Origin of the sequence: Corallococcus llansteffanensis, assembly GCF_003612055.1 — a bacterium.
Lineage (GTDB): Bacteria > Myxococcota > Myxococcia > Myxococcales > Myxococcaceae > Corallococcus > Corallococcus llansteffanensis.
Map to the genome: position 1 here is coordinate 1 of NZ_RAWB01000263.1, position 13,471 is coordinate 13,471.

A 13,471-nucleotide genomic window follows, 5' to 3' on the forward strand; every position below is an offset into this window, starting at 1 on the left:
CCCTCCACCGCCACCACCACCCGGCTCACGCGGCACCGCCACGCGCATCACCCTGCCGCTGGCGTTCGCGTCCGCCGCGTCCCCGTAGAAGCACGGCACCTCCGTGGCACTCTCCGGCAGCACGTCCAGCGCGCTCAGGTAGCCCTTGAAGCTCGTGCGCGAATCGAGCGCCACCGGGGCGCTGAACGCCCCGTCGCGCAGCACCCGCACCTGGACCTCGTAGTCCGCGGCGCTCCGCATGTGATTGTAGAAGACATACAGCGCGTCCCCCACCCGGGTGACTGCGGGCTGCAACGCCCAGTCCGGCGTGCCCTCCACCAGCGTGCGCGGCCCGAAGGACGTCCCGTCGAAGCGGCGGTAGTACAGGCGCTCCGTCTCGTCCTTGTAGACCAGGTGGATGCCGCCCTTCCCGTCCTCCACCGCGCTCAACGCCGCGCCATGGTAGATGCCGTCGGAGAACGCGTCCCGCACCGGCCCCCAGGTGTCCAGCGGGTCGGCCGCGTCACGCACCCGCAGCCGCCCGCGCGAATCCCTCGCCAGCAGCGCCCGGGAGTACGCCGTCGCACTGTCCGCGTTGAACACCCGCACCGGCGGCTCCGGCGCCCAGGTGTCCTGCGACTCCTGGTAGCGCCACCACTGGAACCAGACATCGTGCCGCGACGAGGCCGCCAGCGACGGGGCCTCGTACGCATACACGAGCGCCACGTCCCGCCCCACGGCGACCAGCTCCGCCCGGTCATGGTGCGAGGCATCCGGCTGGACGGAGGCGAGCTTCTGGAAGCCCTGGAACCCGTCCCCGAACCGGAACAGGTTCAACCCCTCTCCGTCCGCGCCCTGCTGCTGGATGGCCAGCAGCCACGTGGGCGCGCGCCCGTTTCCCACTTCCATCCGTACCGCATGCCGGTGCGCCGGAAGCGTCAGGGCGTTGCCGCCCCCCGCTGGCACCACGGGCACACCTCCCGCCGCCACCACCGTGGTCAGCAGGGCCCCCACCCAGGCCATCATCGTGATTCTCCCCCGTCGTCCCCACTGCCGAAGGTAGGGATGGACGGCGGGGGAGCAACGCTCCCGTCTTCACGGGAGCGCCCGCGCCAACACTCAGCGACTACTTCGTCTTGCGGCGACGGGGCGTGGTGGTGGTGCCCGCGTCCGGCGTGGCCGTGCCCGCGTCCACGCCCGTCTCGAGCGTGCCCGCGTCCAGCGTGCCCGCGTCCGGCACGGTCGACGTCAGCGCGGGAGGCGGGTTGACGAGCTTCAGCGACGTGAGGAACGCGTCCGCCACCGGGGCGCCCGAGTTCGGGTTGAAGAGCACCAGCAGCGTGTAGAGGCGCGGCCCCACGAGGAAGTTGCGCGCCTTGATCTCACCGGCCACCGGCGAGCTGACCGTGTAGGACTTGCCCGGGTAGCCATCCAGGGTGATGTCCTGCTCGTCCTTGAGCGTGCCCTGGACCTCCTTCGCCAGACCGTCGCGGCCCTCGTTCAGCAGGGCCTCGGGAGGACGGCTCGCCACGAGCTTCTCCGGGTAGTCCGCGATGCTGACAGAGTAGAGGACCTCATTGGCGCGCGCCGAGTACGAGGCGGTGGCCACCGTGCCGGCGCCCAGCGGGATCTGCTTGCGGGCAATCTGCGGCTCCGCGGGCATGCCGATGACGAAGCCTTCCGGCGCGTCGTAGGGCTTGAACTCCGGGCCCGCGGGCGCGGCGGCGGGGCCGCCCTCGTTGGGTACGTCTTCGATGGTGGAGACCGCCTGGCGACCATCCCCCCCGGAGGTTCCGGAGCCGTCGGTCTTCTGCTGGGTGGCGCACGCGCCGGCGATGAGCGCGAGGGTCGTGAGCGATGCAAGGAGGAGGCGGGACAACGGACGCATGGGCACGCTTCCTGATGTGAAAGATGAGTGGGACACGGAATGTCCTGTCAGACGCTAGACGAAGTGCTCCGCCGCTGACTACCCGAGTTTCACCGTCTCGCGAGGAACTCGCGCCGCCCCCACCCCCGGAAGCGTCCGGGGGCGGACAGCGCGCCGGGGCCGGAAGGTCGGCCCGGGAACTACTCGCCCAGGTACGCGCGCCGCACTTCCGGGCTCTCCAGCAGCGCCTTGCCGGGCCCGGCCATCACCACCTCGCCCGTCTCCAGCACGTAGCCGTAGTGCGCGGCGTTGAGGGCCAGGTGCGCGTTCTGCTCCACCAGCAGCACGCTGACGCCCGTGGCGTTCACCTCGCGCAGCGTGCGGAAGATGGTCTCCGTCACCTGCGGCGCGAGCCCCAGGGACGGCTCATCCAGGAGCAGGAGCTGCGGCTTGCTCAACAGCGCCCGGGCGATGGCCAGCATCTGCTGCTCGCCACCGGACAGCGTGCCCGCCAGCTGCCGCCTGCGCTCCTTGAGCACGGGGAAGAGCGTGAAGCCCTTCTCCATGTCCTGCAGCACCTGGGCGGTGTCCGTGCGCAGATACGCCCCCAGCTCCAGGTTCTCCACCACGGTGAGGTTGGGGAAGATGCCCCGCCCCTCCGGCGCGTGCGCCATGCCGCGCGGCACCAGCTGGTGCGCCTTGAGGGCCGTGGTGTCCTTGCCCTCCAGGGTGATGCGGCCCGCGGCCGCCTTGAGCATGCCGCTCACCGCGCGCAGGGTGCTCGTCTTGCCCGCGCCGTTGGCGCCGATGAGGGCCACCATCTCGCCCTTGCCCACCTGCAGGGACACACCCCGGAGCGCCTGGATGGCGCCGTAGCGCACCTGGAGCCCGTCCACCGTGAGCAGCGGCGCGAACGCGCGGCGCTCGCCCAGGACCTTCACCGGCTCGCTCACGCCGCGCCTCCGTGGGATTCCAGGTAGCTGTCGCCCAGGTACGCCTCGATGACCTTGCGGTCGCTGCGCACTTCGGCCGGAGCGCCCCGCGCGATGGTCTCGCCGTGGTCCAGCACGGTGATGGTCTCGCAGATGCCCATCACCAGCTTCATGTCGTGTTCGATGACGAGCACGCCCAGGGAGAACTCGTCGCGCAGCCGGCGGATGAGCACCATCAGGTCCGCCTTCTCCCGCGTGTTCATGCCCGCCGCGGGCTCGTCCAGCAGCAGCACCCGGGGCTTCGTGCCCAGCGCGCGGGCGATCTCCAGCCGGCGCTGCTCGCCATAGGGCAGGTTCTTCGCCTCCTCGTCGCGGCGGTGCGACAGGCCCATCACCTCCAGCAGGTGCTCCGCCTGGCGCGTGAGCTCCCGCTCCTCGGCCTGGAAGCCAGGGGTGAGCATCAGCGCGCGCCACCAGTCGCGGTAGTTGCGCAGCGCCGTGCCCGCCTTCGCCATCCGGCTCCGCTTCGGCGGGTGCAGGGCGCCCTGCGCGCGGCAGGCCACCTTCACGTTGTCCAGCGCGGTGAGCGCGCGGAACAGGCGGATGTTCTGGAACGTGCGCGCGAGGCCCAGGTGGTTGATCTCATGCGGCAGCCACCCGTTCACCTTCTTGCCGGCCACGCGCACCTCGCCCTCGGTGGGCTGGTACACGCCGGTGAGCACGTTGAACGCGGTGGACTTGCCCGCGCCGTTGGGCCCGATGAGGCCCAGCAGGTCCCCCTGCCGCACGGTGAGGTTGAAGTCCGTGAGGGCCTTGAGCCCCCCGAAGCGGATGCTCACCCCGGAGGCCTGGAGCAGCGCGTCCGACGCGGGGGCCTGGGGGTGGACCGGAACCGCGGCGCTCATGTCAGCCCCTTCTTCTTGCGGGGAAGCCAGCGGGGCAGCACGTCCCAGAGCTCCTTCGTGCCGAACAGGCCCTGCGGCCGGGCCAGCATCAGCACCACCAGCAGGACGCCGTACACGGGCATGCGGATCTGGTCGACCTTCTGCGCGAGGCTGCCCTCCGCGCCCATCGCGCCGAACAGCGAGCGCAGGCCCTCCGGCAGGAGCGTGAGGAAGATGGCCGCGACGATGGCGCCCGTGGTGGAGCCCAGGCCGCCCAGCACCACCATGACGACGATCTCCATGGACTTCACGAAGGTGAACGAGCCCGGGTTGATGATGGGCACGAAGTGGGCGAACAGGCCGCCCGCGATGCCCGCGAAGAACGACGAGATGACGAACGCACGGACCTTGTAGCCCGTGGTGTCCACGCCCATGGCCTCCGCGGCGACCTCGTCCTCGCGGATGGCCCACAGGCTGCGGCCGTGGCTGGAGCCCGCGATGCGCCGGGCCACCAACACCACCAGGAAGACCCAGAAGTACACCATGGCCACGCTGGAGTACTGCGGGATGCCCGACAGCCCCAGCGCGCGGCCGAACGCCTCCGTGTTCTGCACGAAGACGCGGATGATCTCGCCAAAGCCCAGGGTGACGATGGCCAGGTAGTCCCCGCGCAGCCGCAGCGACGGCAGCCCCACGAGGAAGCCGCACAGCGCCGCGGCGACGCCCCCCGCGAGCAGCGCCTCCACGAAGAGCAGCTGGTCGCTGACCACCACCGGCACGCCAGGGATGCCAATCTCCTTGAGCGACAGCGACGTGACGCCGGCGATGTACGCGCCCACCGCCATGAAGCCCGCGTGGCCGATGGAGAACTGGCCCGTCATGCCGTTCACGATGTTGAGGCTCACCGCGAGGATGATGTTCACCCCCACCACGGACAGCAGATAGGTGGCGAAGGGGGAGGCGCCCAGGGTCCACTCGGCCAGCGCCAGCACCGGCAGCGCGATGAGCACGGGCAGGATGCCGCGCAGGGCCGGGGGGATGGGGCCCGTGTCGTCGGACAGGGTCGTCGCGCCAGGGGTCGCCATCAGACCTTCTCCGCCGCGACCCGGCCGAAGAGGCCGCCCGGCTTCACCAGCAGCACCAGGATGAGGAAGCCGAAGGCCACCGCGTCACGCCAGGTGCTGGCCGCGTAGCCCACCACGAACTCCTCCACCAACCCCAGCAGCAGCGCGCCCACCACCGCGCCCGGCACGTTGCCGATGCCGCCGATGACCGCCGCCACGAACGCCTTGAGGCCCACGTACAGGCCCATCAGCGGGCTCACCGACGTGTCCTTGATGGCGTAGAGCAGGCCCGCGCCCGCCGCCAGCGCGCTGGAGAGCATGAACGTCAGCGCGATGATGCGGTCGGTGGGGATGCCCATCAGCGCCGCGGTGCGGTGGTCCCAGGACACCGCGCGCATCGCCTTGCCGAAGCGCGTCCGGTACACGAGGAACTGGAGCGCGCCCATCAGGCTCACCGCGATGAGGAAGCTGATGATCTGCCAGTTCCACACCACCACGTCGCGGTCGCCCACGATGAACCACTCGGTGGGGACGATGACCTCCGGGAAGGCCCGGGGGGACGCGCCCGGCAGGAAGCCGATGTCCAGCTGGAAGCCGTACGACAGCGCGAACGAGATGCCGATGGCGGTGATCAGCGCGGTGAGGCGCGGCTTCTCGCGCAGCGGCCGGTAGGCGAAGCGTTCAATCAGGAAGCCGAGCAGCGCGCAGCCCCCCATGGCCACCGCGAAGATGACGACCACGCCCCACAGGGAGCGCTGGGCCTCGCGCCCCAGGGCGAAGGCGGTGGCGTAGCCCATGTAGACGCCGACCATCATGACGTCGCCGTGGGCGAAGTTGATGAGCTTGAGGACGCCGTACACCATCGTGTAGCCCAGTGCGACGAGGGCGTAGATTGTGCCGGAGGCCAGGCCGTTGATGAGGTGCTGGAGAAGCTGCGACATGCCGGGTGGGGGCCCTTTGACTACGGGGCGATGGTGGTGACGTAGGAGGTCTTGCCGTCCGCGACCTTCAGCACCACGGCGGACTTCACCGCGTTGCGCTTCGCGTCCAGCGTGATGACACCCGCCACGCCCGGGAAGTCCTTCGTCTGCGCGATGGCCGCCCGCAGCGCGGGGCCGCTGGTGTCCGGGGCGCGCTTCAGCGCGTCGATGGCGACGCGCGCGGCGTCGTAGGCCAGCGCCGCGAGCGCGTCCGGCACCGCGCCGTTGTTGTCCGCCTTGTAGTCCGCGATGAACTTCTGCACGCGCGGATCCGGGTTGTCCGGCGAGTAGTGGTTGGAGAAGTAGCTGCCGTCGATGGCGCTGCCGCCCAGCTCGAAGAGCTTCTCGGAGTCCCAGCCGTCGCCGCCCATCAGCGGCACCTTCAGGCCCAGTTCGCGCGCCTGGCGGGCGATGACACCCACCTCGCTGTAGTAGCCCGGCACGTAGATGCCCTCCGGCTGCGTCTTCTTGATGGCGGTCAGCTGCGCGCGGTAGTCCGTGTCGCCCTGGCTGTAGCTCTCCGTGCCGGTGATCTTCCCGCCCAGCTCCGCGAACTTCTGGCGGAACACCTCCGTGAGGCCAATGGAGTAGGCGCTCTTGTTGTCCTGGAGCACCGCGACCTTGTTGAGCTTGAGGTTCTCCCGCGCGAACTTCGCCATCACGAAGCCCTGGAACGGGTCGATGAAGCAGACGCGGAAGATGTTGTCGCCCTTCTCCGTCACCGTGGGATTGGTGGACGAGGGGGTGATCATGGGCACGCCGGCCGCCTGCGCCTTCTCCGCCATGGCGAGCGAGCTGGACGACGCCACCTCGCCCAGGATGAGCACCACCTTGTCCTGGGTGATGAGCCGGGTGACGGCCTGCGCCGCCTCCTCGGGCTTGCTCTGGTCGTCGTAGACGCGGACCACCAGCTTCTTGCCCCTCACGCCGCCCGCGGCGTTCGCCTCCTTGAGCGCCAGCGCGATGCCGTTGCGGCTGGAGATGCCGAAGGTCGCCTGTCCGCCCGTCAGCGCGCCGACCTCGCCCAGGACGATGACGTCGTCACCTGCGGGGACGGGGCCACCCTGCGCCGTGGCCGGGACCTGCGCCGCCGGCTGGCGGGTGCCCTCTCCCGTGGGCTGCGTCTTCTTCTCGCAAGCGACCGCCAGGACGGCGAGCGCGGCGAGGAGCATCGGGGCAAGTCGTCGCATGCGGGGGTTCCCTCCGGGGGGAGATGACGGCAAAGCCCCGGTTTTCTAGGGGAGCCCTCCCCATGGGTCAAGCGCACAGCGTCTCCCCGGGCCCGGTCACGTCCTCCAGAAGGAGCTTCAGGAGGTCAGTCCGTCCGGGGAACCCTCCGGCGCGGCGACGTCCGGCCCCTCCACCTGGACCCGCTCCCGCCGCAGGCGCGGGCGCAGCTGGGCGTGCTCCTCGATGAAGGTCCGGGTCACCTCCACCTCCTGCCAGACGTGGGGTGTCTTGGTGAAGAGGACCTGCTCCTCGCAGAGGGGGATGACGAAGCGGCCCTCCTGGAAGGGCACCGTCTCCCCGTCAAGAGACGCGGGGGACGCGGGCTCCAGGTCCTCCCCGTCCACCTGCTCCACCACCAGCTCCTCGCGCCGCACCGGGATGCTGAAGTGACGCAGCTCCGTGCGCACCACCTTGCGCAGCCGCACCCGGCCCGTCTCGAGCACCCGGGTCTGGGGCTCGGCCTCCTCGTGCGCCAGCTCGATGACCCCGTCCTTGCGTTGCATGTGCTTTGGCTCCTGGCAGGAGTGTTCCCGGAACAGTGGGTCCCCTGGACCGTCGTGGACAGGGCACGGGACGGGGGCGGTGGGTGTGCACGCCTCCTGGGAGGAAGAGGTGAGGCAGAGCCCGCCAAAGCCGCCCCCCGGCAGGCGACGCACCGGGCCCCCGGATCATCCTCGCTGGGGGTTTCCCCTGCCCCACCTGTCCCCACCTTCCTGGGGATGGCGAAGGCGGCCACCGCCACGTCACACCGCACCCAATTGCAGTCCACAAGGAGCCAGCCATGTTCCAGCGCAACGACATCAGGGAAGGGATGACGGTCCGCAGCAGCGATGGGGAGAAGCTCGGCAAGGTGTTCGCCGTGAGTGAGGGCGAGTTCCACATCGAGAAGGGGCTGTTCTTCCCGAAGGACTACCTCGTGCGCTACGCCGAGGTGAGCGACATCCGCGACGGGGAGATCTTCCTCAACCACGGCAAGGAGGCCCTGAGCTCCCTGTCGGACGACACCCGGATGGGGACGACGGCGGGCCTGGGCGGAGGTGCCGGCGTGGGTCCGGGCGCGGTGGGCATGCCGGCCGAGCGCACGACGGGCGGCATTGGCGCCACGGACACCCGCATCAACGAGCGCGCCGCGATGGGCACCGACACCACCCTGCGGGGTCGCGCGTCGGAGGACATCGCCATCCCCGTACACCGCGAGGAGATGGACGTCATCAAGCGCGACCAGCAGGCCGGTGAGGTCCGCGTGAAGAAGGAGGTCGTGGTGGAGGAGGAGGTCGTGGACGTGCCGCTGCGCCGCGAGCGCGTGCGCGTGGAGCGCCGCGACGTGGCGCCCGGCAGGCCGGCCATGAACGCCTCCTTCCAGGAGGAGACCATCTCCGTCCCGCTGCGCGCCGAGCAGGCGGAGGTGACCAAGCGCGCCGTCGTGGACGAGGAGGTCGTCATCCACAAGGACGCCATCGAGGAGGAGCAGCGCATCTCCGAGCCGCTGCGCCACGAAGAGGTGGACGTGCGCACCGAGGGGAACGTGGACGAGCAGCGCACCAGCTACGGCGCGCCCTCGGATGATCCGCTGAAGCGTCGCTGAAGCGTCATCGAGCGCTCACGCTTCGGGCCGGCGCGCGCGGCTTCAGCGCCGGTCCCCCACCCCGGGACCCGAGCTCGGGGTGGCGCGGGTCGCCGCCTCCCGCCGGTGGTCCCCGGTCTCCGCCCGCTGGAAGTCGCGCAGCCGGTCCGGGAAGAGCCGACCCGTCAGCGCCGCCAGCGCCGTGTCGCGCGCGGGCGGACAGGCGGCCACCAACCGGTCCGCCATGTGGTGGGCGGTGTCGAAGCGTGACTCGGGTGCCTTGGACAGCGCCACGGACAGCACGTTCCAGAGGGGCGCCGGCACCTCCGGGGGCCTGACGAGCTTGTCCTGGCAGATGGCCTTCATCGTGGCCAGCTCGTCGTCGCGCTCGAAGGCGCGGCGGCCGGTGAGGGCCTGGTAGAGGATGAGGCCCATGGCGAACAGGTCGCTGCGCGCGTCCAGCCGCTGGCCCAGCGCCTGCTCCGGCGACATGTAGAGCGGCTTGCCCTTCACGATGCCCGGCAGCGTCACCGTGCGCTGCGCGCGCACCTTGGCCACGCCGAAGTCCAGCACCTTCACCTGCCCGTCGAAGCCCACCATCAGGTTGTGCGGCGACAGGTCGCGGTGCACCAGCTCCAGCGACGCGCCGTCCTCGCCCTTGAGCGAGTGCGCGGCATGCAGCCCCTGCAGGGCCTGCGACACCACGGCGGACGCCACCGCCGGCTCCAGCGGTCCCTTGAGCGCGCGCAGCAGCCGGTCCAGGTCGATGCCGTTCACCAGCTCCATGGCGATGTAGTACGCGCCCTGCGCCTCACCGAAGTCGTAGACGTGCACGAGGTTCGGGTGTGAGAGCCGCAGGCCGATGCGCGCCTCGTCCAGGAACTGCTGCACCATCTCCGGCTGCGCCGTCAGGTGCGGCAGGATGCGCTTGAGCGCCACCAGCCGGCCCAGCCCCTCCGGCCCGCGCGTGCGCGCGATGAGCACCTGCGCCATGCCGCCCGTGCCCAGGGGCTTCACGACCTCGTAGCGGCCGATGCGCCCGCGCTGCACCGGGGTGCCCTCCACGTCCAGCTCGTCCAGCCGCTCCAGCGGCCCCCGGCCATCCGTGAGCGCCAGGAACGCCAGCACCGCCGAGTCGAGCTGTTCGCCAATCGCCGCGACGAGCCCCATCACCCGGGCGCCGCCGTCCGCGAAGTCGCCCTCCACCACCAGCCCCAGCCCGCCCAGGTTGATGCGCCCCAGGGTGAGCTGCTGGCAGAAGAGCGTGCGGCCATCGCGGAGCACCTTCGGGCCGCTCCAGTGCGCCGCCTCGAAGACGTCCGCGCCCAGCTCCCCCAGCACCCGCGTCAGCACCGGTCCGCGCGTGCCCCGCAGCGACACGAAGCCCGCTCTCGCGTGCACCATCCGCGCGCACTGCGTGAGGAACACATCCAGCCCGGTGTCGAGGTCCAGGCCCCGCTCCAGGCAGTCCTCGAGGATGTCGTCGGCCATCCGGTTCACGGCCGTCAGGCCGCGCAGGAAGGCGAGCTCTTCTTCGGGGGATGAGAACTCCACGCTCCCATCAATACCCGAAAAGCCGGCGCCGTGAAGCGCCCGGGAGGTGGGGTCAGACGCGCTCGCGGTCCAGGCGCACCGGCGTGGACAGGCGCTCCGGCAGCTCCGGGCTGGAGACGCGGGCGACGGGGTGCTCCAGCATGCCGTGCCGCTCCAGCATGTACTCCAGGTGCGCCACCCGCGCGCGCAGCCCCTCCAGCTCCCCGGCGGACACCTGCCCCCGGGCCTGGACCTCGCGCACGCGCAGCCACGTCTCCACCACGGGCTTGAGGGCGAAGCGCAGCGTGAGGCCGAGCAGAGGCACGCCGATGGTCATGCCGGTGACCATGATGATCATCACGGCTTCTGTCAGTTCCATGGGGGAGGCTCCTGGGAAAGAGAGGCGGACCCCCGTGCCTACGAACGGCGGCGCCGGGCGATTGCAACCCCCGGCGCTTTTTTGTCCCGGGGGACGTCAGCCGGACTTGGCCTGGTCGGTGTAGATGGCGTCCGCGATGCGGTAGGCGCTGCCCTCCAGGCGCTGGAAGGCTTCGCGCAGGGCGCCCGCGTCGGAGGTGTTGAGGATGGAGCGCAGGCGCTCCAGGTCCGCCTTGATCTCCTCGCGGTCCTTCTCCGACAGGAGGTTGGCGTACTCCTCCAGGCTCTTCTCCGTCGTGTAGATGAGCCCGTCCGCGTTGTTGCGCAGCTCCGCCAGCTCCTTCTTCTTCTTGTCGTCGACGGAGTGCGACTGCGCGTCGGAGATCATCGTCTGGATCTCCGCTTCCGACAGGCCGGAGTTGCCCACCACGCGCACCTGCTGCTGCTTGCCGGTGCCCAGGTCGCGCGCGCTCACGTGCACGATGCCGTTGGCGTCGATGTCGAAGGACACCTCGATCTGCGGCACGCCACGGGGCGCGGGCGGGATGCCCACCAGCTCGAAGCGCGCGAGCGTCTTGTTGTCCGCCGCCATCTCGCGCTCGCCCTGGAGGACGTGCACGGACACGAGGGGCTGGTTGTCCACCGCGGTGGAGAACACCTGGCCCTTCTTGCAGGGGATGGTGGTGTTCTTGTCGATGATCTTCGTGAACACGCCGCCCGCGGTCTCCACGCCCAGCGACAGGGGCGTGACGTCCAGCAGGAGGACGTCCTTCACCTCGCCCTTGAGCACGCCGCCCTGGATGGCGGCGCCCACGGCGACGACCTCATCCGGGTTGATGCCCTTGTGGGGCTCCTTGCCGAAGAACTCCTTCACCTTCTGCTGCACGCGCGGCATGCGCGTCATGCCGCCCACCAGGAGCACCTGGTTGATGGCCTGCGCGGTGACGCCCGCGTCCTTGAGGGCGATGCGGCACGGCTCGATGGAGCGGTCGATGAGGTCCGCGACGAGCGCCTCGAAGGTGGACCGGTCGATGGTCTCCGTGAGGTGCTTGGGGCCGGACGCGTCCGCGGTGATGAACGGGAGGTTCACCTCCGTCTCCGGGGCGCTGGACAGCTCGTGCTTGGCGCGCTCGGCGGCTTCCTTCAGGCGCTGGAGCGCCATCCGGTCCTTGCGCAGGTCCATGCCGTTGTTGCCTTCGGCGAAGCGCTTGGCCAGGTAGTCGATGAGGCGCTGGTCGAAGTCCTCGCCGCCGAGGAACGTGTCGCCGTTGGTGCTCTTCACCTCGAAGACGCCGGCGTTGAGCTCCAGGATGGAGATATCGAACGTGCCGCCGCCCAGGTCGTAGACGGCGATGCGCTCCGTGGCGCTGTCCTTCACCTTGTCCAGGCCGTACGCGAGCGCCGCGGCGGTGGGCTCGTTGATGATGCGCAGCACGCTCAGGCCCGCGATGCGGCCCGCGTCCTTGGTGGCCTGGCGCTGGCTGTCGTTGAAGTAGGCGGGGACGGTGATGACCGCCTCGGTGACGGGCTCGCCGAGGTAGTCCTCCGCCGTCTGCTTCATCTTCATCAGCACGATGGCGCTGACTTCCGGCGGGCTGTAGCCCTTGCCGCGGATCTCCACCCACGCGTCGCCGTTGGGGCTGGGCGCCACCTTGAAGGAGCTCACGCCAATGGCCTTGCGGGCCTCGGGCGAGTCGTACTTGCGGCCGATGAGGCGCTTGGCCGCGAAGACGGTGTTCTCCGGGTTGGTGATGGCCTGTCGCTTGGCGATCTGCCCCACCAGGCGCTCGCCGGAGTCCGTGAAGCCCACCATGGAGGGGGTGGTGCGGCTGCCCTCACTGTTGGGGATGACCACCGGCTCGCCGCCTTCCATGACGGCGACGCAGGAGTTGGTGGTGCCCAGGTCGATACCAATCACCTTCGCCATGACTACTGACTCCCCCCGGAGGAACTGTCGGAATCCGCGGGCGCCCCCGGCGCCTCGCTGCTGCCAGGCTGTGAAGCGGTGCTGACGGGCGCGGGCGCGTCCGGGGCCTGCGCGGGCGGCGCGGCGGCCTCCGGTGCCCGGGCGACGACGACCATCGCGGGACGCACGAGCCGGTCATTGAGGTGGAAGCCGCGCGCGACCTCGTAGACGACGTGGCCGGACGGAACGTCGGTGGTCTCCACCTGCTGGAGGGCCTCGTGCAGGCGCGGGTCGAAGGGCTGCCCCTTGGCGCTGAAGGCCTTCACGCCGTGGCGGCCGAGCGCGTCCTCGAAGGACTTGCGCGTCATGCCCACGCCCTTCTGGAAGCTGTCGAAGTCGGTGGACTTGCTGGCGGCGTCGAGCGCGCGGTCCAGGTTGTCCACGACGGGGAGCAGGTCCTTGAGGAGCTTCTCCGCGCCGAACTTCTGGACGTCCTCCTTCTCCTTCTGGGCGCGCTTGCGGTAGTTCTCCAGGTCCGCGGCGGCGCGCAGCGCGCGCTCCTGGAAGTCCTTGGCGCGCTCGTGCGCTTCCTTCAAGCGCTCCAGCGTCTCGCGGGCCTTGGCCTGGCTGAACTCGAGCTGCGCGCCCAGCGACTCCACCTCCTGGCGGAGCGCGGCCGCGTCCTCGGTGGGAGCTGGGAGCTCGGGGGTGGAAGCGTCCGCGTCCGCGTCAGGAGCGGAGGCGGCGACTTCCACCTCCACCTCCGTCTCCGAGCCCGCGGTGTCCGCTTCTTCGTCCATCCGACGCTCGACGCTGCGAACCGCCTCGTCGATCACGTCCTGCCCGATGTCCGTCTGGATGCTGTCCTTGTCTTTGGTCCCCGACACGGCGCGCACTATCTCACGCGCCGGGGAGCGATCCAACAGGACCCGGAGGGCGAAGAACGCCCCGGCGCCCCTGCGCAATCCATACGCAGCGGAACTTCACGCTCCTGGCGCGGTTTTCTTGCGGCCCAGTGTTTTCTTGGAAGCCGCCTTCTTCGTGGCCTTGGCGCCCTTCGCGGCGGGGGCGGGGGCCGCGGCGGCCTTCTTGCGCCCGATGGACTTGGCGCCCGGGGCCTTGTCGGCGCTCTTGGCCTTGGGCTGGGCCTGGGA

General features: G+C 70.4%; 12 protein-coding genes and 1 pseudogene. 1 reads left to right on the plus strand and 12 read right to left on the minus strand.

Annotated elements, in window-relative coordinates; genetic code table 11:
* The 8 genes and pseudogenes from D7V93_RS23405 to D7V93_RS23440 form a co-directional block, all read right to left on the minus strand.
* Window positions 1–1,005 (minus strand): annotated as a pseudogene (locus tag D7V93_RS23405) (WD40/YVTN/BNR-like repeat-containing protein); the annotation flags it as partial.
* 100 nt (window positions 1,006–1,105) lie between these two features.
* Window positions 1,106–1,867, minus strand: a complete 762-nt coding sequence (locus D7V93_RS23410; protein WP_244237461.1) for a hypothetical protein — start codon at window positions 1,865–1,867, stop codon at window positions 1,106–1,108.
* 179 nt (window positions 1,868–2,046) lie between these two features.
* On the minus strand, window positions 2,047–2,799 hold the full coding sequence (locus D7V93_RS23415; RefSeq protein ID WP_120645529.1) for an ABC transporter ATP-binding protein: 753 nt from the start codon (window positions 2,797–2,799) through the stop codon (window positions 2,047–2,049).
* On the minus strand, window positions 2,796–3,683 hold the full coding sequence (locus D7V93_RS23420; RefSeq protein WP_120645530.1) for an ABC transporter ATP-binding protein: 888 nt from the start codon (window positions 3,681–3,683) through the stop codon (window positions 2,796–2,798). Before D7V93_RS23420 ends, D7V93_RS23415 begins: the two co-directional genes overlap by 4 nt.
* Entirely contained in the window at window positions 3,680–4,747 is a 1,068-nt protein-coding gene (locus D7V93_RS23425; RefSeq protein WP_120645531.1) for a branched-chain amino acid ABC transporter permease, read from the minus strand. The genes D7V93_RS23420 and D7V93_RS23425 overlap by 4 nt, the downstream gene beginning before the upstream one ends.
* Window positions 4,747–5,667, minus strand: coding sequence for a branched-chain amino acid ABC transporter permease (locus D7V93_RS23430; protein WP_120645532.1), 921 nt, complete (start codon window positions 5,665–5,667; stop codon window positions 4,747–4,749). Before D7V93_RS23430 ends, D7V93_RS23425 begins: the two co-directional genes overlap by 1 nt.
* Window positions 5,668–5,687: 20 nt before the next feature.
* Window positions 5,688–6,896, minus strand: a complete 1,209-nt coding sequence (locus tag D7V93_RS23435) for an ABC transporter substrate-binding protein (protein ID WP_120645533.1) — start codon at window positions 6,894–6,896, stop codon at window positions 5,688–5,690.
* 117 nt (window positions 6,897–7,013) lie between these two features.
* Window positions 7,014–7,439 (minus strand): YsnF/AvaK domain-containing protein, encoded by a 426-nt coding sequence (locus tag D7V93_RS23440; protein ID WP_120645534.1) that lies wholly within the window; start codon window positions 7,437–7,439, stop codon window positions 7,014–7,016.
* A gap of 278 nt (window positions 7,440–7,717) precedes the next feature.
* On the opposite strand from D7V93_RS23440, the gene D7V93_RS23445 reads away from it, so the two are divergent.
* A complete protein-coding gene (locus tag D7V93_RS23445; protein WP_120645535.1) occupies window positions 7,718–8,521 on the plus strand; it encodes a YsnF/AvaK domain-containing protein in 804 nt (267 codons plus the stop codon).
* A gap of 42 nt (window positions 8,522–8,563) precedes the next feature.
* Here the strand turns inward: D7V93_RS23445 and D7V93_RS23450 are convergent, their stop codons facing one another.
* From D7V93_RS23450 to grpE, 4 genes are all read right to left on the minus strand, one after another.
* Window positions 8,564–10,054, minus strand: a complete 1,491-nt coding sequence (locus D7V93_RS23450; protein ID WP_244237462.1) for a serine/threonine-protein kinase — start codon at window positions 10,052–10,054, stop codon at window positions 8,564–8,566.
* Window positions 10,055–10,106: 52 nt separating this feature from the next.
* Window positions 10,107–10,412 carry a hypothetical protein gene (locus D7V93_RS23455; protein ID WP_120645536.1) on the minus strand — a complete coding sequence of 102 codons (306 nt, stop codon included), beginning with the start codon at window positions 10,410–10,412 and terminating at the stop codon, window positions 10,107–10,109.
* A gap of 96 nt (window positions 10,413–10,508) precedes the next feature.
* Complete coding sequence (gene dnaK, locus D7V93_RS23460) at window positions 10,509–12,338, minus strand: molecular chaperone DnaK (protein ID WP_120645537.1); 1,830 nt, start codon at window positions 12,336–12,338, stop codon at window positions 10,509–10,511.
* A 2-nt stretch (window positions 12,339–12,340) separates the two neighbouring features.
* Window positions 12,341–13,213, minus strand: a complete 873-nt coding sequence (grpE, locus tag D7V93_RS23465; protein WP_120645538.1) for a nucleotide exchange factor GrpE — start codon at window positions 13,211–13,213, stop codon at window positions 12,341–12,343.
* Window positions 13,214–13,471: the final 258 nt, after the last annotated feature.

What these genes read in the sequence shown, in the direction of transcription:
- D7V93_RS23410 (WP_244237461.1), bottom strand. Translation starts at nt 1,867, where the DNA reads ATGCGTCCGTTGTCCCGCCTCCTCCTTGCATCGCTCACGACCCTCGCG.
- D7V93_RS23420 (WP_120645530.1), bottom strand. Translation starts at nt 3,683, where the DNA reads ATGAGCGCCGCGGTTCCGGTCCACCCCCAGGCCCCCGCGTCGGACGCG.
- D7V93_RS23425 (WP_120645531.1), bottom strand. Translation starts at nt 4,747, where the DNA reads ATGGCGACCCCTGGCGCGACGACCCTGTCCGACGACACGGGCCCCATC.
- D7V93_RS23430 (WP_120645532.1), bottom strand. Translation starts at nt 5,667, where the DNA reads ATGTCGCAGCTTCTCCAGCACCTCATCAACGGCCTGGCCTCCGGCACA.
- D7V93_RS23435 (WP_120645533.1), bottom strand. Translation starts at nt 6,896, where the DNA reads ATGCGACGACTTGCCCCGATGCTCCTCGCCGCGCTCGCCGTCCTGGCG.
- D7V93_RS23440 (WP_120645534.1), bottom strand. Translation starts at nt 7,439, where the DNA reads ATGCAACGCAAGGACGGGGTCATCGAGCTGGCGCACGAGGAGGCCGAG.
- D7V93_RS23445 (WP_120645535.1), top strand. Translation starts at nt 7,718, where the DNA reads ATGTTCCAGCGCAACGACATCAGGGAAGGGATGACGGTCCGCAGCAGC.
- D7V93_RS23455 (WP_120645536.1), bottom strand. Translation starts at nt 10,412, where the DNA reads ATGGAACTGACAGAAGCCGTGATGATCATCATGGTCACCGGCATGACC.
- dnaK (WP_120645537.1), bottom strand. Translation starts at nt 12,338, where the DNA reads ATGGCGAAGGTGATTGGTATCGACCTGGGCACCACCAACTCCTGCGTC.